Source organism: Leifsonia sp. 115AMFTsu3.1 (assembly GCF_004362795.1).
GTDB lineage: Bacteria > Actinomycetota > Actinomycetes > Actinomycetales > Microbacteriaceae > Leifsonia.
Genome location: NZ_SNYB01000001.1, coordinates 829355 through 850991, shown reverse-complemented (window position 1 = coordinate 850991; position 21637 = coordinate 829355). Strand labels below are relative to the sequence as shown.

Below are 21637 nucleotides of genomic sequence, written 5' to 3'. Positions count from 1 at the left end.
CCGTCAGCGACGGCCGCCGAGCAGAGCTTCCAGCAGTTCCGTGAGTCGCGCTCCGTCGTCGGGCCCCAGGCCGCCGAGCAGGGGCGCGACTCCGGTATGGATGGCCGCGGCTCCGGCCCGCGCCAGTTCGTGACCGGCCGGCGTGAGCCCCACTCGGGCGGAGCGGCGGTCGACGGTGTCCCGGACGCGGGTCACGAGCCCCCGTTGCGTCGCCCGATCGACCAAGCCGGAGACGGACGAACGGTCCACACCCAAGTGCTCTGCGAGCTCGGACATGGTCGGCTCCCGATCGCGCAGGATGGCCAGCACGCGCAGCTGAGTGAGGGACAACTCGTTGTCGGCTGCGACACGACTGACCACGCCGATGACCTCGAACGAGGTCTGCACCAGGGCGTCGAGAAGGCGCTCCGAGTCGTGCGGGTGTGCCGAGGTCGCCATGTCGCTAGCGTAGCGCATTAGTTGGGGTTACCATCTATTTAATTCGTAATCCCAACCATTTGGAGACTGTCATGAAAGCAGCCGTCGTCACCGAGTTCGGCGCCCACCCGCGCTACCTGGACGTCGAGGAGCCCGCACCACGGCGAGCCCACGAGGTCGTGGCCGAGGTTCTGGGCGCCGCGATCTCCCCGCGGGTGCGATCGCAGGCGGCGGGCAGCCACTACACGAGCACGGACGAGCTGCCGCTCATCCCGGGGTTGGATGGGGTGGGACGAACTCCTGACGGTACGCTCCGGTACTTCATCCTCCCGGAGACCACGAAGGGCGCGATGGCCGAACGGGCCGTCGTGGATCTGCGGCGTAGCGTCGCACTGCCGCCGGACGCCGATCCCGTCCCGTTGGCCGCGGCGATGAATCCGGCCATGTCGTCCTGGGTCGCGTTGCGTCGCCGCGCACGGATGCAGCCGGGCCAGAGCGTGCTGGTGCTCGGTGCGTCGGGTAACGCCGGCGGGCTGGCGGTGCAGGTCGCCCGGCGTTTGGGCGCCGGCCGGGTGGTTGCGGTCTCGAGGGACTCGTACCGGCTGGACGATTCGGGGGCTGACGTCGTCGTCGAGCTGGGCGACGCGGATGCGCTGGCACGGGCCGCGAGCGACGTGGATGTGGTGCTGGATTACTTGTGGGGCGAGCCGACCGCGGATGCACTCCGCGCCGTTATCCCCGGTCGGGCGCGAGACGATCAGCCGCTCACGTGGGTGCAGATCGGGTCCGTTGCCGGAGCGGAGTCACCGATCCTGTCGGCTGCTCTGCGCGCTGTCGATCTGCGGCTGATCGGTAGCGGTCAGGGTTCGGTGAGCACGGAGGCGATCGTCGATGAGCTCTCCGAGTTGGCCGTCGAGGTGGCGGGCGGCGCGTTCGTCACCGACGCACGTGCCGTACCGCTTTCCGACGTCGAGCGGGCATGGGACGAGGCGGCCACGACCCGTGACCGCCTCGTCCTCGTCCCGTGATCGGCGCGCTCAGTCCTGGTTGCTGAACGCCGCGTCGAAGGAGGCGGTCGGCTGCTTCCAGAGCAGGGATCGGATGTAGCCCACGGCCTCCTTGGCGCCGTGCAGGCGGTCCATCCCCGCGTCTTCCCACTCGATCGAGATCGGGCCCGTGTAGCCGATGGACTCGAGGGCTCGGAAGGCGTCCTCCCACGGCACGTCGCCGTGGCCGGTGGAGACGAAGTCCCAGCCGCGACGCGGGTCGCCCCACGACAGGTGGGAACCGAGCACGCCGGCGCGGCCGTTCTTCGGCCGGAGACGCGTGTCCTTGCAGTCCACGTGGTAGATGCGGTCCTGGAAATCGATGATGAACCCGACGGGGTCGATGTCCTGCCACATCATGTGGGACGGGTCCCAGTTGAAGCCGAAAGCCTCGCGGTGGTCGATCGCCTCGAGGGACCGCACGCTCGTCCAGTAGTCGTACGCGATCTCGGACGGGTGCACCTCGTGAGCGAACCGGACGCCCTCGCCGTCGAAGACGTCGAGGATGGGGTTCCAGCGGTCGGCGAAGTCCTGGTAGCCGCGGTCGAACACCTCGGCGGGCACCGGCGGGAATTGCGCGACGTACGGCCAGATGCTCGACCCCGTGAACCCGACGACCGTGTCGACGCCCAGCTTGCGGGCGACCTTCGCCGTGAGCTTGAGCTCTTCGGCGGCGCGCTGGCGCACGCCCTCCGGGTCGCCGTCGCCCCAGACCTTCGACCCGACGATCGCCTGGTGGCGGAAGTCGATCGGGTCGTCGCAAACGGCCTGGCCCTTGAGGTGGTTGGAGATGGCCCAGACCTTGAGGCCGTAGCGGTCGAGGATGTCGAGTCGGCCCTGCAGGTACGCGTCGTCTTCGGCGGCGCGCCAGACGTCGAGGTGCTCGCCGGAGCACGCGATCTCGAGGCCGTCGTAGCCCCACTCGCTCGCGTACTTCGCGACCTCTTCGAGCGTGAGGTCGGCCCACTGACCGGTGAAGAGGGTGACCGGGTGCGTCCGGCCCGACTCGGTGGTCTCCGAGCCGCCTGCACTGGTGGCGTCAGTCATTGTTCGTTCCCATCTCGATCCAGGTGCCCGACTCGGCCGCGTCGATCACCGCATCCGTGATCCGCACCGCACGAAGGCCGTCGGTGAAGCGCGGGAGGCCGTCGGGGTTCTCCCCCGCGACCGCCGCGTAGCTGTCGGCGACGAACGCGTTGAACGCGTCCTGGTAGCCCTGCGGGTGCCCGGAGGGCACGACGCACAGGCGGGCGGCGTCTTCGCTGAGCTGGTCGGCGTCGCGGGGGATGATCAGGCTTCCCTTTCGACGGCCCACCCACAGCGTTTCCGGCTGCTCCTGATCGAAGGCGACGCTCTCGGCGCTGCCGGAGATCTCGAGCCAGAGGCGGTTCTTCCGGCCAGGAGCGACCTGCGACACCAGCAGTGTTCCGAGAGCGCCGGAACGCGTCTCGATCACCACGGCGACGGCGTCCTCCGTCGTGATCGCCGCATGGGAGGCGCGCTCGGCGAACACCGTGCGTTTGGTGGCGGAGACGCGGCTGACGCGGTCGCCGCTGACGAACTCGACGAGGTCGACGAGGTGCGACCCGATGTCGGCGAAGGCGCGCGAGCGGCCGCCCTGCGCCGCATCCACCCGCCAGTTGTCGTCGTCGGAGCCCAGCAGCCAGTCCTGCAGGTAGGAGGCGTTGATACTCAGCACGCGTCCGGCCTCGCCGGAGGCGAAGCGGGCGCGGGCCTCCCGCACCAGCGGGTGGAAGCGGTAGACGAAGGGAACGGTCGCCGTCCGCCCCTCCGCCGCGGCCACCAGGCTCTCGGCGTCGGCGACCGACGTGGCGAGCGGCTTCTCGCAGATGACGTCTTTGCCGGCGGCCAGTACGGCCGCCGCCTGCTCTGCGTGGAGGGCGTTGGGCGTCGTGACGTGCACGACGTCGACCGTGTCATCGGCGAGCAGCTCGTCGATCGATCCGTACGAGCGGCCGATGCCGAGCCGTTCGGCGGCCGCCGCCGAACGCTCCGGCGTCGAGGAGACGAGTCCGGCGATGTCGGCGCGTGCCGCACGAGCCGCACGCGAGTGAACCTCCGCCATGAAGCCGCCGCCGACGATCGCGACGCGGAGCCGGGCTCCGGCCGAACCGCCGTCGCGGCGGGTGAGCCCGCCGTTGGTCGCGGCACTGCCGGCCGAAGCTCCGGCCTGATTCCCGTCCGTCATCGCTCGGCTCCCGTCACGCCAGGGTCACCGCTCGCGGGTCCCAGTCCTCAGGGAGGGCCGGCGCGACATCCACCGTGCTCTCGACCTCGACCGGAGTACGGGACTCCCCCGCCTCGATGGTCGAGACCATGATGTCGAGCACGTGGTAGGCCTGCTCGCCCGATGCGCGCTCGGGGACGCCGGCGCGGATGGCCCGTGCGAGCTCCACCACACCGATGCCACGAGAATCGGTCGTTCCGGTCGACGGGACCGTCTCGATGCCGTCGCCGCCGTGGACCAGCAGTTCGCCCTCGAAGGTATTGGGGTCGGGAACGACCAGCGTGCCGTCGACACCCGCGACCTCGAACTGGGTGCGGCCGAGCTTGGAGTCGAAGCTGAACACGGCCTGGGCCGTCTGCCCGCTCTCGAACTCGTACAGCGCGCTGACGTGCGTCGGCACGGTCACGGCGAACTCCTCGCCGGCGCGCGGCCCGGAGCCAATGACGCGGGTCTCGCGAGCGCGGGATGCGCTCGCGCTCACCCGGGCGACCGGTCCGAAGATCTGCACGAGGGCCGTCAGGTAGTACGGACCGATGTCGAACAGCGGACCCGCGCCCTCCTGAAACAGGAAGTCGGGGTTGGGGTGCCACGACTCGGGGCCGGGGCTCTGCATCAGCGTGAGCGCGGTCAGCGGAGCACCGATGTCGCCGTTCTCGATCAGGCGGCGGGCCGACTGGATGCCCGAGCCGAGGAACGTGTCGGGCGCCGTAGCGACCCGGAGCCCGGCCGCGTGCGCGGCTTCGAGCAGCTCGCGACCGCTCGCGCGGTCGAGGGCGAACGGCTTCTCGCTCCAGACGTTCTTGCCGGCGGCGAGCGCCTGCTGCGCCACCTCGACGTGCACCTTGGGGATGGTCAGGTTGACGACGATCTCGATGTCATCGTCAGCCAGCAGCTCCTCCACCGTGCCGGACCCCGGCACGCCGTACTTGTCGGCCTGTGCCTTGGCCCGCTCCAGGTCGATGTCGGCGACGAAGCGCACATCGAGGTCGGGGAACACGGTGAGGTTCTCGAGGTACTGGTTGCTGATGACACCGGCGCCGATGACGCCGACTCCCACGCGCCCGCCGCTCATGCGAGGCCCTTCGAGGTCAGGAAGGCGAAGCTGTCGGCGACAGCCTGGAAGCGGTCACCGCGCGAGTCGTCGAGCTCGATGACACGGAGGGCGTCGGGTGCTGCCGCGATGATCTGCTCGATCGGGAGCGAACCCTGGCCGACGGCGACCTGGTCCTTCGTCTCGGTGGTGCCGGGGCCGTCCTTGATGTGGAGGGCGACCACACGCTCGCCGAGCTTGGGGAGCAGCGCGACCGGGTCGACGCCGCCGACGGCCACCCAGTAGGTGTCGACCTCGAGCACGACCTCCTGGGCGAGCTTGCCGGCGAAGAACTCGAGCGCCGTCGTACCCTCGATCGTGCTCTCGAGCTCGTGAGCGTGGTTGTGGTAGCCGACACGCACACCGTGACGGGCCGCGACCTCGGCGGCGGCGTTGAGCTGCTCGGCGATCTGCGCGACGTCCTCCGCGGTCTGCCAGCGCTCGGGCGCGACGAACGGGTCGATGACCGTCTGGACGCCCAGCTCCTTCGCGGCGCCGAACACCTCGTCCAGGTCGCCGCCGATGAAGCCCTGGTGGGTGGTGGGCGCGGACAGGCCGGCCTCGGCGAGGCCCTGGCGGAGCGCGTCACCGAAGGTGAGGAAGGCGAAGGGCTCGACCTGGGTGAACCCGATCTCGGCGATCCGCTTGAGGGTACCGACCGTGTCCTCGGTCAGGAGTTCCCGGACCGTGTACAGCTGCACGGAGACTTTTGACGTCGACACTGTTCTCCTCGTCGAGTTCATGGAGTGGAAAGGCGCCGGATGGCGCGCCTCCATTCAAGTGCCACTTCTGCCGGATGTCAATCAAAAGTCGACCGAATGCAGACGATCTTTGAGCAGTCCGCCGGCACTGTGGTTCAATACCCTCTATGACCGACAGCGCGCGAGACTCGGTGCTCGTCGCCGCAGACGCCGCGGAGCTGCTGGCGATCCTGCGCGACGGCATCCCGCGCACCCGCGCGCAGCTCGCCGAGCTGACCGGCATGGCGCGCTCCACCATCGCGTCCCGGATCGACACGCTCACCGCGGCGGGACTCGTCGCGCCTGCCGGCGACGACGTGTCGTCCGGAGGCCGGCCTCCCTCGCGCATCCGCTTCAACCCGGAGTCGCGCGTGGTCGTGGCGATCGATCTCGGCGCGACGCACGGGGTGGTCGCCCTCGCCGATCTCGCCGGCAACATCACGGCGAGCGAGTCACGCCGGCTCGACATCGCCGACGGCCCGCAGCCGGTGCTCGACTGGGCGATGGAGACGGCGTCCGAGCTCTACGTGGCCAGCGGCCGGCAGCCGGAAGAGCTGATCGGCGTCGGCGTCGGGGTGCCCGGCCCGGTCGAGCACTCCACCGGGCTGCCGGTGAACCCGCCGATCATGCCCGGCTGGGACCGCTTCGACATCCCCGCCTACATCCGTCGCGTCTTCGACGTGCCCGTCCTCGTCGACAACGACGTCAACCTGCTCGCCTTGGGAGAGCAGGCACTGATGTGGCCGGAGGAGACAGACCTCCTCTTCATCAAGGTCGCGACGGGCGTCGGCGCCGGGATCATCAGCGGTGGCCGCCTGCAGCGTGGAGCGCTCGGCTCGGCCGGAGACCTGGGTCACGTCCGCGTCCCCTTCGGCAGCGACACCCCGAGCCATGGCGAGCAGGATGCGGACCTCGAGTCGCTGGTGAGTGGTCCGGCCATCGCGCGGGCACTCTCCGAAGCCGGTCTCGCCGCCGAGACCAGCGACGACGTCGTCGCCTTGGCGCGCACGGGCAACCCGGCCGTCCAGAATGCGATCCGGCAGGCCGGACGCGACCTCGGCGCGGTCGTCGCCACCTGCGTCAACCTCCTGAACCCGTCGATGATCGTCGTCGGCGGCAGCCTCTCCCGCGTCGGCGAGCAGCTCCTCGCCGGGATGCGCGAGGTCGTCTATCAGCGGTCCACGCCGCTGGCGACGCAGCATCTGACCATCACGCAGTCGCGCTCCGGCGAGACCGGCGGCGCGATCGGGGCGGCCATCATGGTCATCCAGCGCGCGCTCGATCCCGACGCGGGCACACCGCGTTCCCTCTTCCGCTGACGCCGCCGGCGGAACATCCACCCCGTCCCTCACTACCTCGAATCGATTCGAATCCCCCAAGGATCACACTGAAAGGAGTGCCGTGAGCACCCAGAGCGAACCCCTCGACCGCCCCCTCCGCGCCGGAGTGGTCGGCCTCGGCTGGGCCGGACAGCAGCACATGGCGGCCTACTCGGCCCTCCCCGGAGTCGAACTCGTCGCCATCGCCGGCATGGAGGACGGCCCCCGCGCCGAGCTCGGCGAGACCTACGACGTCAAGCGCCTGCACCGCGACTGGAAGGACCTCGTCGCCGAGGGCGACCTCGACGTCGTCAGCGTCGCCGTCCCCACCTTCCTGCACGCGCCGATCGCCGTCGGAGCACTCGACGCAGGCATCCACGTGCTCAGCGAGAAGCCGATCGCCCGCACCGCGGCGGAGGCCCAGACCATGGTGGATGCAGCCCACCGCGCCGGCCGTGTGCTCGAGGTCGCCTTCAACCACCGCCGCCGCGGAGACATCGAGGCACTGAAGGCCGCGATCGACGACGGGCAGATCGGCCGGCCGTATCACGCGCGTGCGGTCTGGCTCCGGCGGGCCGGCATCCCCGCGCTCGGCAGCTGGTTCACCAACCGCGAGATGGCCGGAGGCGGCCCGCTGATCGACATCGGCGTGCACGTCCTCGACTACGCCCTCCACCTGTTCGGCGAGCCCCGCGTCGAGGCCGTCTCGGCCGTCACCCACTCCGAGCTCGGGGTCCGCGGCCGCGGCGGGGCCTCCGCCTCCAAACAGCACGTCGGGTCGGACTACGAGGTCGAAGACCTCGCCAGCCTCCTGCTCCGGCTCGAGGGCGGCGGCTCCATCGTCATCGAGACCAGCTGGGCCGCCTACCGCCCGGCCGGCGACGAGTTCGGCATCACCCTCTACGGCACCGAGGGCGGCGCCGACCTGCGCGTCGTCGACTACGCCCCGTCGGGTGAACTGACGATCTTCACCGGCGACGGCGAGCAGAGCGAGGACATCACGGTCACGGCCGACCCCGGCCGTGGGCACCTCGCTGTGGTCGAGACCTTCCTGGAGCACGTCGCCGACCGCGCGAACTGGTCGAACTGGGACGGCTCGCTCGCCCTCGACCGCGCTCGCGTCATCGACGCCGCCTACGAGTCCGCCCGCATCGGCGCCGAAGTCCGGCTGACCCCGGCGACCAACGCGGCCAGCACCACCGACACCGCCCTGAAGGGAGCATGACCATGACACTGCGCGTCACCGTCTGGAACGAGGGCGTCCACGAGGCGACCCAGCCCGAGATCGCCGCCATCTACCCGCATGGCATCCACGGAGCCATCGCCGAGGGGCTGTCCGAGCTGCTCGGCGACGAGGTCGCCGTCCGCACGGCGACCCTCGACGACCCCGAGCACGGGCTCAGCGAGCAGGCGCTCGACGGGACCGATGTGCTGCTCTGGTGGGGCCACATCGCGCACGACCGCGTCTCGGACGAGGTGGTGGAGCGCGTCCGCCGTCACGTCCTCGGCGGGATGGGCCTGATCGTCCTCCACTCCGGCCACTTCTCGAAGATCTTCATCCGGATGCTCGGCACGACCTGCTCACTGCGCTGGCGCAACCCGGAGGGCGGCGAGCGCGAGCTGGTGTGGAACGTCAACCCGACGCATCCCATCGCCGCGGGCGTCGAGCAGCCGATCGTCATCGAGGCGCAGGAGATGTACGGGGAGTTCTTCGACATCCCGACGCCGGACGATCTGGTCTTCATCAGCTCGTTCACCGGCGGCGAGGTGTTCCGCTCCGGCGTCACCTTCACCCGCGGGCGTGGCAAGATCTTCTACTTCAGCCCCGGCGATCAGGAGTACCCGGTCTACTTCCACCCGCAGGTGCGCCGCGTGCTCGCCAACGGCGTGAAGTGGGCCGCCCCCGTGGAGGGCGCGCGTCAGGCGCCCGAGGTGTCGAACCCGCAGCCGGTCTAGGCCGATCAGCACAGAACCGACGGAGACGAGGAGACCTGCCCATGACCGACGTATGGTCCACGCTCCCCCAGCCGCGCCATCCCGACCCCGCCGACGCCCCGCCGCTGCGGTGGGGCGTGCTCGGTCCCGGCGCGATCGCCGCCGACTTCACCGACGCACTCCATCGGCACACCCGTCAGCGGGTGGTGGCGGCGGGGTCGCGCTCTGCAGAGCGGGCGCAGGCGTTCGCCGACGCACACGGGGTGGAGCGCGCGTACGGCTCCTACGAGCAGCTCGTCGGCGACCCGGAGGTCGACGTCGTGTACGTCGCGACCCCGCACAGCGAACACCTCGAGCACTCCCTGCTCGCGATCGCGGCGGGCAAGAACGTCCTCATCGAGAAGCCGATGGCGGTCTCCGCCGACCAGGCCAGGCGGATCGTCACGGCCGCACGCGAGGCGGGCGTCTTCGCGATGGAGGCGATGTGGACGCGCTACCTGCCGCAGACGGACATCGTGCGTCAGCTGCTGGAAGACGGGGCGCTCGGAGACATCCGTGTCGTCACGGCGGACTTCGGAGGTCGGGCGCCGTTCGATCCGTCGAGTCGGCTGTGGAATCCCGCCCTCGCGGGCGGAGCGCTGCTCGACCTCGGTGTCTACACGGTGTCGTGGGCCTCGTTCGCGCTCGGCGCGCCCGCCGGGATCATCGCGGCCGGGACCCTCGCCGAGACGGGCGTGGACGAGCAGGCAGCACTGGTGCTGTCGTCCGCGAGCGGCGGGCAGGCTCTCCTGAGCACCACCCTGCTGGCCGGAACGCCCTCGCTCGCGACGATCAGCGGGAGCGCGGGCCGCGTCGAGACGGACAGCCCGTTCTGGGGGCCGAGCGGTCTGCGTGTGTTCCGCGGTGACGGAACGCTCGCCGCGCATTGGCGCGACCCGTTCGGCCGGCCGCACCGCGACGGCATGTCGTACGAGGCCGCGGCCCTCGCCCGTTTCGTCGCCGAGGGGCGGACGGAGTCGCCGCTCCACCCGCTCGCGGAGGCGGTCGACACGCTGGCGACGATCGACGAGGCACGCAGGCAACTCGGGGCGACCCGCGTGGAGTGACGGCGAGCGTCGGCGCGAAGCGGCACAATGGAGAGGTGCTCGACTCCGCTCCGTACCGCACCGCCGACCTCTACCGGCCGGGCGTCCTCGCGGATCTGAGCCCGGCGCGGCCCGCTCCCGTCCCGGTGGTGCCGGCCGTCCCCGGTGAGACCGGGCACCTGGCACGCGTCGTGGCGCGGTCGAGCGACCGCGTGAGCTGGCTGCGGGCCCGCAGCCGCGGCATCACCGCCACCGACGTCGCCAAGCTGTCGAGCCCGCGATCCATCCGCGCCGCCGCCTACGACAAGCTGCACGGCACAGGGTTCAGCGGCAACGTCTTCACGCAGCACGGCCGCTCGCGTGAACCGGAGATCGCCGCCTGGGTGGCGGCGACGCACGGCATCGAGCCGTCCGACCTGCTCTTCCACGCCGAGCGCGACCGTCGGCACCTGGCGACTCCCGACGGCCTGATCGCCCGAACCGGCGGCACGCTCGAACTCGCTGAGATCAAGACGACGAACAAGCCGTTCCGCAGCATCCCCCGCCCGTATCTCCGTCAGATCTGGTGGCAGCAGTACGTGCTCGGCGCCGAGCGCACCCTCTTCGTCTGGGAGCAGCACGACGGCTTCGTCCCGCTCCGCGACGAGCCGGAGTGCCGTTGGGTCGACCGTGATGATGCCGAGATCGCGAAGCTGGTCGCGCTGGCGGCGGATCTGATCGAGCTGCTGCGTCAGGCGACGTCGGCTGGAGCCCCGGCGACGGTGTCGGTCACCGAGGCCGGCGCCGCCTCGGGCCCGGCCGCATCCACGACTCCGACCGGGATGCGGGTCAGCGCCACCGCGTAGACGGCGATCCACCCGACGGCGACCGTCGTCCCGATCAGTTCGAGCCACGCGCCGACGTCGGCGCCGACGCGGACGATGGCGAGCAGCCCCCCGACGATCGTGATCACGGCGACCGCCCCGCAGCTCAGCCGCGACAGGCGGGAGAGGCGAGGGAGCTTCCGGCTGAAGCCCACCTGCAGCATGGCGAAGCACGCCGCCGCGAAGCCGATGACGGCGGACACCGTGTGCACCAGATCCTGCACGGTCGACTTCGGGTCGACGATCGGCACCGGGCAGTACGCCGTGCAGGTGACCTGCGACGCGAGGACGAAGCACACAGCGGCGAACCCGAGCGTGACCGCAGGAGCCCAGCGGTCGAGCATTCGTGCGGACGAGCGGATGTGGCCGCTCGCGACGGCGATCGCGAAGCCGCCGCCCGCGATGAGGAGCAGTGCGACAGCGAAGGCGCCGGACGTCGCCGCGCCCTTCGCGCCGAGCTCGCTCACGTACACCGGGTACGGCACGGTCAGCCGTGCGGCCCAGATGATGACGAGGCCGCCGAGGACGCAGAGGGTGCCGATGCCGAGCAGGATGGGGACGGCGCGCTGCCACCCGCGCGCAAGGACCGGGACGGCGAAGGGCTCGCGAGCGATCCGCAGCAGTTGTCGCACCTGTCGCTCCTCGGGTCTGGCCGTCATGGTCCGCTCCCGCAGGCGTCGTACGCCCCGGGTCGCAGCATCCTAACCGGCGCGACGCTGGGAAACGGCCTGGGGGTATCCGAAACAGACTGTTCACATCTGGTGACCCGACCGTAACACCGGTGAAGCACACGCAGGATTGACTGAGGGGACGCCGCGCCGACGCAGCGGCAGACCGACGAGGGGATGACGAATGCCGAAGACCATGCGGGCCGCACTTCTGGACGCCGCGGGAGCCCCGGAGGCACTCCGCATCGGGGAGACCGCCTATCCGGATCGTGTGAACGCCGAGTTCCTGGTCAAGGTGGTCGCCTCGAGCGTGAACCCGATCGACGCGAAGACGCGGGCCGGACGCGGGATCTACGACGCCATCCACTCGTTCCCCGCCGTGCTCGGCCACGACTTCAGCGGCGTCGTCGTGGAGTCGCCGTACAGCGCGCACCCCATCCGTCCGGGCGACGAGGTATTCGGCATGGTCATGGTGCCGCGCCTGGGCGGCAGCTTCGCCGAGTACATCTCCGTGCCGTCGCTGAGCGTCGTGCGCAAGCCGGCGACCCTGAGCCACATCGAGGCGGCCGGCGCACCCCTGGCCGCTCTGACCGCGTGGGGTCTGGTCGTCGAGGTCGCCAAGGCGCACGAGGGACAGCGGATGCTCATCCACGCGGGCAGCGGAGGCGTCGGTCATTTCGCCGTGCAGTTCGCCTCGTATTTCGGCGCGCACGTCATCGCCACCGCCTCCGGGTCGAACGCGTCGTGGATGCGCTCCCTCGGCGCGGCCGAAGTGATCGACTACACGACCACGCGCTTCGAGGACGTGGTGCACGACGCCGACGTGGTGATCGACCTGGTCGGCAACGTGCACGACGACACCGGCACCCGCTCCCTCTCCGTTCTGCGCCCCGGCGGCCTCATCGTCAACGTGCCGACCGGGAGCTGGCCCACCTTCGCGGAGGACGCCGCCGCCGCCGGAGTGCGCGGCACCGATTACAAGGTCGCGCCGGACGGCAGCACGCTCGCGGTCATCGCCCGCCTGCTGGAGTCGGGGAACGTGCGCGTGCACGTCGACCAGATCTTCGCCCTCGAGCAGATCGCCGAGGCACACCGAGCCGTCGAGAGCGGCCACACGCGCGGCAAGGTCGTGCTGAAGGTCGCGGAGGGCTGACCTAGCCGACCGGGGTGAGCGGCCTCTCCATCACCCAGTCGTCCTCGTACCGGTCGCCGACCAGGAACCGCTTCGCGCCCACACGCTCGAAGCCGTGCTTGCCGTAGAAGCGCTGGGCGCGGGCGTTCTCCTCGTTGACGCCCAGCCACATCCCCTCGGCTCCCGCTTCGCCGCCGGCCCGCAGACTCTCGGCCATGAGCCGGCCCGCGACGCCCTCGCCGTGGTGGCCGGGGAGGACGTAGCACTTGCTCAGCTCGGCGGTGGGGTGGATGCGCAGGGAGCCGCGCACGTCGGCGTCGGCCGGTTCGCCCAGGTTGATCATCGTGTAGCCGACCGCGTTGCCCTCGTCGTCTTCCGCGATGAGCAGGCGACGTGATGCGTCGGCGAGGTACTCGACGAACCGCTCCTCCGAGAGCACGGTCCGGATGAACGCCGCTTTCGCCTCCTCGGTCGTGTGCGGCGGGCAGGCGAGCGGGAAGGTCGCAGCGGCGACCGCGGCGAGGGCGGCGGCATCTCCGGCGACGGCGGGGCGGATGGTGACGGTCACCCCGCCAGCCTAGCCAGCGGACGGGCCGGTTTCACACAGCGGACCGGCCGCCTCCGATCGGGAGACGGCCGGTCCGTGGTGCGGTGCGGCCGGAGCCGCAGGGTCGCTAGTGCCGCCCCTGCGCCACCCAGCTGAGCAGGTCGAAGGAGACACCGCCGAGGCCGGTCACCGGGTCATAGCCCTTGGCGGTCTTCAGCGAGGTGTCCTGATCCATCGACACCAGGTAGGTGTTGCCGCTGATCGCACTCGTGTAGACGAGCGCCTGGGTCGGGTTCTGCGGCAGCACGTCGCGGAACGCGTTCGGCAGGATGCGCTTCACGCCGTACAGCGTCGGGTTCGCGAACCCGATCGTGGACCGCGTCGCCTGCTGCACGATCGCGATCTGCGCCGCGACGATCGGCGAGGCCAGCGATGTTCCGCCGTAGGTCTCGTTGACGTAGTCGCCGGTCTCCAGCGTCGTGTCGTCGATGATCGGACGGATGCCGATCAGGAATCCGGTGTACGGGTCGGCGAGGGCCGCGACGTCCGGCGAGACGCGCTTGCCGTTCGCGAGAGCCGCCGGCACGATGCCGCGCTGGTAGTCCGGCTGCGCGAACACCGCGCTCGTTCCGCCGCCGGCGCCGCCGACGAACCGCGTACCCGGGAGGGGCTGAGCGTAGCTGAGCGTGCCGTCGGTGTTCTTGACGATCTGGTCGAACTGGTCGCCCCAGCCCGTCTCCCACGCGATCTTGCCGTTCTTGTCGATCCCGGTGCTGGTTCCACCGACCGAGGTCACCCACGGCGAGGACGCCGGGAAGTCCGGCGACGGGTAGCCGAGGTTCGCGACCTCGTCGCCGTTGTCACCGCTCGAGAAGTACAGGCCGATGCCCTCGCCCGCCGCCTGGAGCTGCAGGTTCACCTCGCCCTGGATCACGTCGGCCGGGACGGCCTCGCCCACGTTGCCGTAGCTGTTGCTGACGATGTTCGCGAGCTTGTTGTCGAGGATCTTCGACATGGCCACATCGAGGCCGCCGCCGCAGTTGAAGCCGCCGACGTAGAGGATGCGGGCTCCCGGTGCGATGGCGTGCACGGACTCGACGTCGAGCGTCTGCTCGCCCTGCCATCCACTCGGGTACTGGCACAGCTCCTGGTCGACGAACTCGCTCGGGCTCGGCACCAGCTGCTGGTAGCTGCTGTTGGTCAGGCCGGGCTCGCCGTTCTGCTGCGAGTAGCTGTTGACGTCCTTGACGATCGTCGGGCTGGCGTAGGCGTCGATGATCGCGACCGTCTGGCCGGAGCCGTTGATGCCGCGCTTGCCGAGGTCGTTCAGGCCGTAGGCGCTGCGCAGCTGCTGCGGCGTGTAGCCGCAGTTGTAGGTGCTGTACTGCGTGTTGCCGTTGTACGCGGGCGGGACCGTCACCGTGTGCTCACCGTAGTAGTGCGAGCACGGCGTCTGGATGACGGGCGCCGCGGCCGCCTTGCGCGCGACCTGCGGTGCGCCGGACGGACCGAGGTCGCCCTGCTTGATCGAGTCGGGACGCGTCAACGTGCGCGACTGCTCGATGCTCACACCCGAGACCTTGCCGCCGATCGAGGTCGGAAGCGACGGCGCCGAAGCCGGAGCCACGAGCTGGCGCCCCGCGTAGTTGAACGCGTGGAGCGACGTGCCGAAGATCGAGCCGAGCTGGTCCGGAGTGCCGCGGAAGACGACGTACTGGCGGCTGGTGGGAACAGCCGAGATGGTGAGGCCCGCCGCCTTCAGGAAGCTGACCACCGCGTCGGAGTCCGCCTGGCTCGGCGCGAAGCGGTCGATCCACTGCTTCGGGCTGAGAGCCTTGCGGTATCCGCGATCGAGGGGGTTCGAGACGGCCTTGGCGAGAGCCTCCGCGCCCGCCTGATCGCGGAGCGGAAGGTAGATCTCACCCTCCACCGTCTCGTCGGCTGGTGCGGCGCCGGCGTCGTTCGCCGCGGTCGCCCAGGAGGGGACGGAACCGGCGTAGGTCACCCGGTCGGCTGCGTTCGCCGCCGATGCCCCCGCCAACGACAAAGCCACCACGGCAGACGTGGTGGCAATGATTCCGAGCGCCCTCTTGTGGAGGGATCCCGTGGTGCGATGTGCCATGAATGTCATCCTTAGCTCGGACGGACTCGACTTCGAGCCGCCGCGCACGGCGCGCGACAGGAGCGACACTAGACCTCATCGTTCTACCACCGCAACGAGGGGTAGACAGTTCTGTCGTGATCGTTGCTGTAGGTGAAGCATCCTCACCCGCGAACCGCATCCACTCTCCCGGGAAACGACGAAGGGGCCGGGACCGGAAAGCGGTCCCGACCCCGTCGGAGTGTGTTCGCGGAACGAACTCAGATGGCGTTGACGTCCAGCGGGATGCCCGGGCCGAACGTGGTCGACACGGCGCCCTTCTGGATGTAACGGCCCTTCGCGGCGGACGGCTTGAGACGCACGACCTCCTCGAGAGCGGTCGTGATGTTGTCGTTCAGCTGCTCGGCGGTGAAGCCCGCCTTGCCCACGACGAAGTGCACGTTGGCGTGCTTGTCGACGCGGAACTCGATCTTTCCGCCCTTGATGTCGGAGACGGCCTTCGCCACGTCCGGCGTGACCGTTCCGGTCTTCGGGTTCGGCATGAGACCACGCGGGCCGAGCACCTTACCGAGGCGACCGACCTGGCCCATGAGCTCCGGGGTGGAGACGGCCGCGTCGAAGTCGGTGTAGCCGCCGGCCACCTTCTCGATCAGCTCCGCGCCGCCGACCTCGTCCGCACCGGCGGCGATGGCCGCCTCGGCGGCCGGGCCGGTCGCGAACACGATGACGCGGGCGGTCTTGCCCGTACCGTGAGGAAGAATGACGGTACCGCGGACCATCTGGTCCGCCTTGCGCGGGTCGACGCCCAGCTTCAGCGCGACCTCGACGGTCGAGTTGAACTTGGCGGAGCCGGTCTCCTTCGCCAGGGCGACGGCCTCAGCGGGGGTGTAGAACTTTCCGGCCTCGATCTTCTCGGCCGCGGCCCGGTAGGCCTTGGACTTCTGTGCCATGTGATTTCTCCTTACGAGAATGTGGTGCGAGCCTGGCCGGCTCTTCCACGAGATGTCTTGAGTGGGTTGGGGCTTACGCCTCGACCGTGATGCCCATCGAGCGGGCGGTGCCTGCGATGATCTTCGACGCCGCGTCGATGTCGTTGGCGTTGAGGTCGACCATCTTCTGCTCGGCGATCTGGCGCACCTGCTCCTGGGTCAGCTTGCCGACCTTGTTGGTGTGCGGGACGCCCGAGCCCTTGGCGACGCCGGCCGCCTTCTTGATGAGCTCTGCCGCCGGCGGGGTCTTCAGGACGAACGTGAACGAACGGTCCTCGTAGACGGTGATCTCGACGGGGATGACGTTGCCGCGCTGCGACTCGGTCGCCGCGTTGTACGCCTTGCAGAACTCCATGATGTTCACGCCGTGCTGACCGAGCGCCGGGCCGATAGGCGGGGCGGGGTTGGCGGCGCCGGCGTTGATCTGAAGCTTGATCAGACCGGTGACCTTCTTCTTCGGTGCCATGTCTCTTCCTTCTTTGTGTATTCGAGCGAGCCGGACCGCGGTCCGCATCGCTCTCCCGGTTTCTCGGCCCTTCCGAGACCCGGTGTTCTGAAAAACAGTGGGGAGGCTCTGAATGTTCCCTAGAGCTTCGTGACCTGGTCGAAGCTGAGCTCGACCGGGGTCTCGCGCTCGAACAGGGAGACGAGGACGGTGAGCTTGCCGCTCTCCGGCTTGATCTCGCTGATGGAGCCGGGGAGGCCCGCGAACGAGCCCTCCTTGATGGTGATGGTCTCGCCGATCTCGAAGTCGACCTCGGCGGGGATGACGCGCGCGGCGGCCTTCTGGCCCTTCGCGGCGCCCTTGGCCGGGGCGGCCTCGACCTGCACGAGGCTCTTCAGCATCGAGAAGGCCTCTTCGAAGCGCAGCGGCGTCGGGTTGTGGGCGTTGCCGACGAACCCGGTGACGCCCGGCGTGTGCCGGACGACCGACCAGCTGTCCTCGTTCAGGTCCATGCGCACCAGCACGTAGCCGGGGATGCGCACGCGGTTGACCATCTTGCGCTGGCCGTTCTTGATCTCGACCACGTCCTCCATGGGGACCTGCACCTCGTAGATGTAGTCCTCCATGTTCATCGAGACCATGCGGTTCTCGATGTTGGACTTCACGCGACGCTCGAAGCCGGCGTACGAGTGGATGACGTACCACTTGCCGAGCTTGGAGCGGAGCTCTGCGCGGAACTCCTCGTACGGGTCGACGGAGGTCTCCTCCTCCTCGTCCTCGACGGCCTCGAGAGCCGCCTCGGCCTCGTCCTCGCTGTCGACCTCGAGCGCCTCGTCGACGGCGCGGTCGGCCTCGGGGTCCACGGCCTCCGCCATGGCGTCGAGCACGGCGTCGAGGTCGATCTCGGTGCCGTCGTCGGCGACGACGTGCAGCGCCTCGTGCTCGGCGGAGTCGGACGCCTCGTCCTCGCTGGCGAGAACGTTGCCGGTCTGCGCCTCGTCGTCCTCGGAGGACTGCTCCGCAGCGGGCGCCCAGTCCACGTCGTCGCGATTCGTCTCAGACACTGAATTCATTCCATTTCTTGTCGGGAGGGCCGGTGCGGCCCGATCGACGTCGTCTACTTCGGGTTTCCGAAGACCCAGACGACACCCATGCCGAACACCCAGTCAAGGAGTGACACAAGAGCCATCATGATCACCACGAACACGAGCACGACGCCGGTGTAGCTGAAGAGCTCCTTGCGGGTCGGCGTGACGACCTTCTTCAGCTCGCCGATGACCTGCCGGATGAACAGGGCGATGCGCGCGAAAGGGTTGCGCCGTGCGGCGCGATCCTTCTTCGCGTTGGCGACGATCTCCTCGCTCGGCTCGTCGATTACCTTTCGGGCCACCTCGTTACACCTTTCGTGGATCGGCACCAGAGTGCCGACTTGCAGGGCGGACAGGAATCGAACCTGCAACCTGCGGTTTTGGAGACCGCTGCTCTGCCAATTGAGCTACCGCCCTAGGGAACCGAATCGCCGACTTCCTGCGCTGGCTGTTCCAGGCTAACCGATCGAACATCCGAACGTGCTGCGGATGCCCGGCCGGAGCGGGGCAGTACTGCCGTCGCTACACCAGAAAAAGGGCGCAAAAAAGCTTGGCAGATTCAACCACCGCGTCAAGTGTACGGGACGCGACAGGTCGGCCGCAAAGCGGTCACCGGACTACAGGAGTTTGCGCTCCAGAGCCCACGCGGTGAGCTCGTGCCGGGAGGAGAGCTGAAGCTTCCGCAGCACCGCGGAGACGTGCGTCTCGACCGTCTTGATCGAGATGAACAGCTCGGCCGCGACCTCTTTGTAGGCGTATCCGCGGGCGATCAACCGCATCACCTCGCGCTCCCGCGCGGACAGCCGGTCCAGCTCGTCGGTCGACTCCGCCTGCTCGCCGGAGGCGGCGCCGAAGGCGTCGAGCACGAAGCCGGCGAGGCGGGGCGAGAAGACCGCGTCGCCGCCGGCCACCGCGACGACCGCGTCGCTGACCTGGCCGCCCGAGCTGCCCTTCGTGAGGTAGCCGCGGGCTCCGGCGCGGATGACGCCCACCACATCCTCGGCCGCATCCGACACGCTGAGCGCCAGGAAGCGCGTGGACGGTGTCTCGGCCGCCGTCCTGCGAACGACCTCCGCTCCCCCGCCGCCGGCGCCGCCGGGCAGGTGCACGTCGAGCAGCACGACGTCGGGCCGGGTCTCCAGGACCACCGCGACCGCCGCATCCACATCGGCGGCCTCTCCGACGACGTGCAGGCGGTCGTCGAGGTCTGCGCGGAGCCCGGAACGGAAGATGGAGTGGTCGTCCACGATCACCACGGTGACGGGTCGGCCGGTGGCGGTGCTCTCGGTCATGCGGCCTCGTTCGCGATATCGATGGTCAGCTGGATCTCGGTGCCGGTCTCGCGCGCCGTCACGGTCGCCTGACCGCCGGCACGGCGCATACGGCCGATGATCGATTCTCTGACACCGAGACGCCCTTCGGGAAGCGCCCCGAGGTCGAAGCCCGGTCCGCGGTCGCGGATGAACACATCCACTCGTCCGGACGCGTGCTCGACGTAGACGGAGACGGCGCCTCCCGCGTGACGCGCGGCGTTCAGCATCGCCTCGCGTGCGGCCGCTCCCAGCTCGGAGGGCGCGTTCCTCACCGGCTCGCCGACAGAGACGACGTCGAAGGTGACGGGATGCTCCACCTCCAGGGCGGCCGCGACCTCCCGGAGTTCGGCGGCGAGGTCCCGCTCCTCCGCTCCCGAGGCCGCCGCACCCTCGGTGAACAGCCACTCCCGCAGTTCACGCTCCTGGGCGCGGGCGATGCGCCCGACCTCGCTCGACGGCCCCGCGCGGTTCTGGATGAGCGCGAGCGTCTGCAGTACGGAGTCGTGCAGGTGCGCCGCCATCTCCGCCCGCTGCTCCTCCTTGATGCGTGCCGTCCGTTCTGTGATCAGCTCCCGCCAGAGCCGCAGACCCCACGGAGCGACCAGCACGGCCGCGCCGGCGAAGGTCGCGATCAGGATGCCGAGCCACAGCATCCCGGAGCCGGCGACGTTCTGCGTGAGGGCGATCGCCAGCGCGACCAGCACGAGGAAGGCGCCGCAGACGATGCGGAAGGCCGCGGGAGAGAGAGGTGCGAAGGCGACCGGCTCCTCGTCCGCCAGCTGCTCCCAGGCGACGGCGAGCACCAGCAAGGCGGCGCAGGCGACCAGCGCCCCGAAACCGGGGCCGAGTGCCCCGCCCGCAGCGAGGACCACGGCCGTGATCCCCGCGGCCGCACCGGCGCCGGCGAGCAGCCAGGGCAGGTTCACCCGGCGGCGCACGCCGTCCGCGGGGTCGAGGCCCGACGGGGCGCGCAACGGCGTGAATGCCCACAGCCAGAGGTAGAGCAGGATGCCGGCGCCGCCCAGGAAGGTGGCACCCACGAACGCCCAGCGCACGGCAGCGACGGGCCAGCCGAGGTGGTCGGCGAGCGCGACGCTCACCCCGCTCACGGCGCACGTGCGCGGCCGCGCCAACGGGGGCCGCGGCAGGCCGGCGCGCGAGCCGGCGGGCGCTGTGGACGACATAGTCAGATCCAAGCAGACCCCGAGGGGACCCGCACCCGATGGCCGCCCTAATCAGGGTCCGCTCAGGGGTTCACCCGATACCCGGGCGAGAAGCCCGACGCCAGGATGGGGAACATGTCACAGAACGACTCGACTCCCCCGGTGGGGACGCCCGCGAACCCCTACGGCGGTCCGCAGACCGGATTCTCCGGCCGCGGAACACGCTTCTTCGATTGGATGCGCGGCCTCGGCATCGTCCGCGCCGACGGCTGGCTCGGCGGAGTGAGCGCCGGGGTGGCGTACCGCCTGGGCATCGACCCTCTCATCGTGCGCGGCATCATCGTGGTGGCCGGCATCCTCGGCGCACCGGTGCTGCTGCTGTACGCGGCGGCGTGGGCCCTCCTGCCGGACCGCGAAGGCCGCATCCACCTCCAGCAGCTCTTCGAGGGCGACTTCCAGCCGCCGATCGTCGCGATCGGCGTGATGGCGCTGCTCTCGCTGCTGCCGTGGACGAGCGGCGTCTGGTGGGCTGACGGGCCGTTCTGGAACGTTCCGGCCTGGGGCGATGTGATCGGCCGCGTCATCTGGACGCTGGTGGTCATCGGCGCGGTGGTCGCGCTCATCGTCATCGCCGTGCGGAACTCGGACGCCCGGGCGGCGACGCGGGCGACACCGCCGACGCCGGCGGCGGCGGCGGGGTCGAGTGGGTTCGGGACGGCGGCCACGGCCGGTGCCGACACGACGGCGAGCACTTTCACGGCGGACGCGGGCTCCGCGGCCTCGACGGACGCGGCGACGGACGCGGGCACCGCTTCCGCCGGAACCCCGTCCTCGACCGTACCGGCGGCGAGCGCCGCATCCATTCCGGCACCGCAGCTCGACACCGCCGCCGAGCCGACGGCCCCACCCGCACCGCGCCTGGGCGCCTCCGCCGACGAGGTCGCCGACTGGCAGCAGCGCCAGGCGCAGTGGCGGGCGGAGCACGCGGCGTGGAAGCAGCGGCTGGCCGCGGACATGCGCGCAGTCAAGGCGCAGCGGTCGGCCGAGCTCCGGACGCAGGTCGCCACCGCGACGGCCGAGGCGGCTGCGCGCCGGGAGGCCTACCGGGCGGCGAACCCGCGCGTCGGCGCCGCGGTCGGCTGGCTGACCGTCGGACTGGCTCTCGTCGCCGGATCGCTGGTGGCCATCGTGTGGCCGCAACTGGCCGACGTCACTCGCTTTACGACGGCCGCCGGACTCGCCGCCGCCACGCTCGTCGTCGGCGTCGTCGTGCTCATCGCCGGGCTGGCGCGGCGTCGCAGCGGATTCCTCATCTTCCTCGGGATCCTGCTGGCCGTGCTCACGACGGCCGCACTGTTCCTCGCGGGTGACAACGTCGCCGGCATCCACCTGACGAGCGTCGGGCTGCCCGCGCTCCTCCAGCACTGATCCGTGCTGGCCGAGAATCG

Annotated in this window: 22 protein-coding genes and 1 tRNA gene; 8 read left to right on the top strand and 15 right to left on the bottom strand. The window is 70.2% G+C overall.

From position 1 onward, the window contains the following. Nucleotides 1–3 precede the first annotated feature (3 nt). Complete coding sequence (locus tag AXZ95_RS04235; protein WP_018189767.1) at nt 4–438, bottom strand: MarR family transcriptional regulator; 435 nt, start codon at nt 436–438, stop codon at nt 4–6. Nucleotides 439–509: 71 nt separating this feature from the next. Between AXZ95_RS04235 and AXZ95_RS04230 the strand changes: the two genes are divergently transcribed. Then, nucleotides 510–1445, top strand: a complete 936-nt coding sequence (locus AXZ95_RS04230) for a hypothetical protein (RefSeq protein ID WP_018189766.1) — start codon at nt 510–512, stop codon at nt 1443–1445. Between the two features lie 9 nt (nt 1446–1454). On the opposite strand, the gene AXZ95_RS04225 is transcribed toward AXZ95_RS04230, so the two are convergent. The 4 genes from AXZ95_RS04225 to AXZ95_RS04210 are packed head-to-tail and all read right to left on the bottom strand — an operon-like array spanning nt 1455 to nt 5502. Then, nucleotides 1455–2510, bottom strand: a complete 1056-nt coding sequence (locus tag AXZ95_RS04225) for a sugar phosphate isomerase/epimerase family protein (RefSeq protein WP_018189765.1) — start codon at nt 2508–2510, stop codon at nt 1455–1457. After that, nucleotides 2503–3672: a Gfo/Idh/MocA family oxidoreductase gene (locus AXZ95_RS04220; RefSeq protein ID WP_018189764.1), complete on the bottom strand. Its 1170-nt coding sequence runs from the start codon at nt 3670–3672 to the stop codon at nt 2503–2505. The genes AXZ95_RS04225 and AXZ95_RS04220 overlap by 8 nt, the downstream gene beginning before the upstream one ends. Before the next feature lie 13 nt (nt 3673–3685). Beyond that, entirely contained in the window at nt 3686–4783 is a 1098-nt protein-coding gene (locus AXZ95_RS04215; RefSeq protein ID WP_018189763.1) for a Gfo/Idh/MocA family oxidoreductase, read from the bottom strand. Further along, a complete protein-coding gene (locus AXZ95_RS04210; protein ID WP_018189762.1) occupies nt 4780–5502 on the bottom strand; it encodes a sugar phosphate isomerase/epimerase in 723 nt (240 codons plus the stop codon). Before AXZ95_RS04210 ends, AXZ95_RS04215 begins: the two co-directional genes overlap by 4 nt. A 167-nt stretch (nt 5503–5669) precedes the next feature. Here AXZ95_RS04210 and AXZ95_RS04205 point away from each other — a divergent pair, with 167 nt between their 5' ends. From AXZ95_RS04205 to AXZ95_RS04185, 5 genes are all read left to right on the top strand, one after another. Then, entirely contained in the window at nt 5670–6860 is a 1191-nt protein-coding gene (locus AXZ95_RS04205) for an ROK family transcriptional regulator (RefSeq protein ID WP_018189761.1), read from the top strand. An 82-nt stretch (nt 6861–6942) separates the two neighbouring features. Then, complete coding sequence (locus AXZ95_RS04200; RefSeq protein WP_018189760.1) at nt 6943–8085, top strand: Gfo/Idh/MocA family oxidoreductase; 1143 nt, start codon at nt 6943–6945, stop codon at nt 8083–8085. Continuing rightward, complete coding sequence (locus AXZ95_RS04195) at nt 8082–8816, top strand: trehalose utilization protein ThuA (protein ID WP_018189759.1); 735 nt, start codon at nt 8082–8084, stop codon at nt 8814–8816. Before AXZ95_RS04200 ends, AXZ95_RS04195 begins: the two co-directional genes overlap by 4 nt. Before the next feature lie 41 nt (nt 8817–8857). Continuing rightward, nucleotides 8858–9901 carry a Gfo/Idh/MocA family oxidoreductase gene (locus AXZ95_RS04190; RefSeq protein ID WP_018189758.1) on the top strand — a complete coding sequence of 348 codons (1044 nt, stop codon included), beginning with the start codon at nt 8858–8860 and terminating at the stop codon, nt 9899–9901. Beyond that, nucleotides 9898–10725 carry a YqaJ viral recombinase family protein gene (locus tag AXZ95_RS04185; protein WP_018189757.1) on the top strand — a complete coding sequence of 276 codons (828 nt, stop codon included), beginning with the start codon at nt 9898–9900 and terminating at the stop codon, nt 10723–10725. The genes AXZ95_RS04190 and AXZ95_RS04185 overlap by 4 nt, the downstream gene beginning before the upstream one ends. Here AXZ95_RS04185 and AXZ95_RS04180 read toward each other — a convergent pair. Beyond that, complete coding sequence (locus tag AXZ95_RS04180) at nt 10611–11402, bottom strand: DUF998 domain-containing protein (protein ID WP_081626587.1); 792 nt, start codon at nt 11400–11402, stop codon at nt 10611–10613. The two genes, AXZ95_RS04185 and AXZ95_RS04180, sit on opposite strands and share 115 nt — an antisense overlap. A gap of 193 nt (nt 11403–11595) precedes the next feature. Between AXZ95_RS04180 and AXZ95_RS04175 the strand changes: the two genes are divergently transcribed. After that, nucleotides 11596–12564, top strand: a complete 969-nt coding sequence (locus AXZ95_RS04175) for an NADP-dependent oxidoreductase (RefSeq protein WP_018189755.1) — start codon at nt 11596–11598, stop codon at nt 12562–12564. Nucleotide 12565: 1 nt separating this feature from the next. Here AXZ95_RS04175 and AXZ95_RS04170 read toward each other — a convergent pair whose 3' ends face one another. From AXZ95_RS04170 to AXZ95_RS04130, 9 genes are all read right to left on the bottom strand, one after another. Then, nucleotides 12566–13111 carry a GNAT family N-acetyltransferase gene (locus tag AXZ95_RS04170; RefSeq protein ID WP_018189754.1) on the bottom strand — a complete coding sequence of 182 codons (546 nt, stop codon included), beginning with the start codon at nt 13109–13111 and terminating at the stop codon, nt 12566–12568. A gap of 106 nt (nt 13112–13217) precedes the next feature. Beyond that, nucleotides 13218–15212, bottom strand: coding sequence for a S53 family peptidase (locus AXZ95_RS04165; RefSeq protein WP_231374335.1), 1995 nt, complete (start codon nt 15210–15212; stop codon nt 13218–13220). Between the two features lie 239 nt (nt 15213–15451). After that, nucleotides 15452–16141 carry a 50S ribosomal protein L1 gene (gene rplA / locus AXZ95_RS04160; RefSeq protein WP_018189752.1) on the bottom strand — a complete coding sequence of 230 codons (690 nt, stop codon included), beginning with the start codon at nt 16139–16141 and terminating at the stop codon, nt 15452–15454. Nucleotides 16142–16214: 73 nt separating this feature from the next. Then, nucleotides 16215–16646, bottom strand: a complete 432-nt coding sequence (gene rplK, locus AXZ95_RS04155) for a 50S ribosomal protein L11 (protein ID WP_018189751.1) — start codon at nt 16644–16646, stop codon at nt 16215–16217. 119 nt (nt 16647–16765) lie between these two features. Continuing rightward, on the bottom strand, nt 16766–17689 hold the full coding sequence (nusG, locus tag AXZ95_RS04150; protein ID WP_020075653.1) for a transcription termination/antitermination protein NusG: 924 nt from the start codon (nt 17687–17689) through the stop codon (nt 16766–16768). A 53-nt stretch (nt 17690–17742) separates the two neighbouring features. Further along, complete coding sequence (gene secE / locus AXZ95_RS04145) at nt 17743–18015, bottom strand: preprotein translocase subunit SecE (RefSeq protein ID WP_018189749.1); 273 nt, start codon at nt 18013–18015, stop codon at nt 17743–17745. Nucleotides 18016–18057: 42 nt separating this feature from the next. Beyond that, nucleotides 18058–18130, bottom strand: a tRNA-Trp gene (locus AXZ95_RS04140). A 200-nt stretch (nt 18131–18330) separates the two neighbouring features. Further along, nucleotides 18331–19005 carry a response regulator transcription factor gene (locus tag AXZ95_RS04135; RefSeq protein WP_018189748.1) on the bottom strand — a complete coding sequence of 225 codons (675 nt, stop codon included), beginning with the start codon at nt 19003–19005 and terminating at the stop codon, nt 18331–18333. Further along, complete coding sequence (locus AXZ95_RS04130) at nt 19002–20210, bottom strand: ATP-binding protein (RefSeq protein ID WP_018189747.1); 1209 nt, start codon at nt 20208–20210, stop codon at nt 19002–19004. Before AXZ95_RS04130 ends, AXZ95_RS04135 begins: the two co-directional genes overlap by 4 nt. A gap of 114 nt (nt 20211–20324) precedes the next feature. On the opposite strand from AXZ95_RS04130, the gene AXZ95_RS04125 reads away from it, so the two are divergent. Then, entirely contained in the window at nt 20325–21617 is a 1293-nt protein-coding gene (locus tag AXZ95_RS04125; RefSeq protein WP_018189746.1) for a PspC domain-containing protein, read from the top strand. Nucleotides 21618–21637: the final 20 nt, after the last annotated feature.

Bases quoted from the DNA above. Each gene is read 5' to 3' on its own strand.
- AXZ95_RS04135 (WP_018189748.1), bottom strand. From the start codon at position 19,005: ATGACCGAGAGCACCGCCACCGGCCGACCCGTCACCGTGGTGATCGTG.
- AXZ95_RS04205 (WP_018189761.1), top strand. From the start codon at position 5,670: ATGACCGACAGCGCGCGAGACTCGGTGCTCGTCGCCGCAGACGCCGCG.
- AXZ95_RS04180 (WP_081626587.1), bottom strand. From the start codon at position 11,402: ATGACGGCCAGACCCGAGGAGCGACAGGTGCGACAACTGCTGCGGATC.
- AXZ95_RS04130 (WP_018189747.1), bottom strand. From the start codon at position 20,210: ATGTCGTCCACAGCGCCCGCCGGCTCGCGCGCCGGCCTGCCGCGGCCC.
- AXZ95_RS04165 (WP_231374335.1), bottom strand. From the start codon at position 15,212: ATGGCACATCGCACCACGGGATCCCTCCACAAGAGGGCGCTCGGAATC.
- AXZ95_RS04175 (WP_018189755.1), top strand. From the start codon at position 11,596: ATGCCGAAGACCATGCGGGCCGCACTTCTGGACGCCGCGGGAGCCCCG.
- rplA (WP_018189752.1), bottom strand. From the start codon at position 16,141: ATGGCACAGAAGTCCAAGGCCTACCGGGCCGCGGCCGAGAAGATCGAG.
- AXZ95_RS04235 (WP_018189767.1), bottom strand. From the start codon at position 438: ATGGCGACCTCGGCACACCCGCACGACTCGGAGCGCCTTCTCGACGCC.
- AXZ95_RS04195 (WP_018189759.1), top strand. From the start codon at position 8,082: ATGACCATGACACTGCGCGTCACCGTCTGGAACGAGGGCGTCCACGAG.
- AXZ95_RS04220 (WP_018189764.1), bottom strand. From the start codon at position 3,672: ATGACGGACGGGAATCAGGCCGGAGCTTCGGCCGGCAGTGCCGCGACC.
- AXZ95_RS04225 (WP_018189765.1), bottom strand. From the start codon at position 2,510: ATGACTGACGCCACCAGTGCAGGCGGCTCGGAGACCACCGAGTCGGGC.
- AXZ95_RS04215 (WP_018189763.1), bottom strand. From the start codon at position 4,783: ATGAGCGGCGGGCGCGTGGGAGTCGGCGTCATCGGCGCCGGTGTCATC.
- rplK (WP_018189751.1), bottom strand. From the start codon at position 16,646: ATGGCACCGAAGAAGAAGGTCACCGGTCTGATCAAGCTTCAGATCAAC.
- AXZ95_RS04190 (WP_018189758.1), top strand. From the start codon at position 8,858: ATGACCGACGTATGGTCCACGCTCCCCCAGCCGCGCCATCCCGACCCC.
- AXZ95_RS04125 (WP_018189746.1), top strand. From the start codon at position 20,325: ATGTCACAGAACGACTCGACTCCCCCGGTGGGGACGCCCGCGAACCCC.
- AXZ95_RS04230 (WP_018189766.1), top strand. From the start codon at position 510: ATGAAAGCAGCCGTCGTCACCGAGTTCGGCGCCCACCCGCGCTACCTG.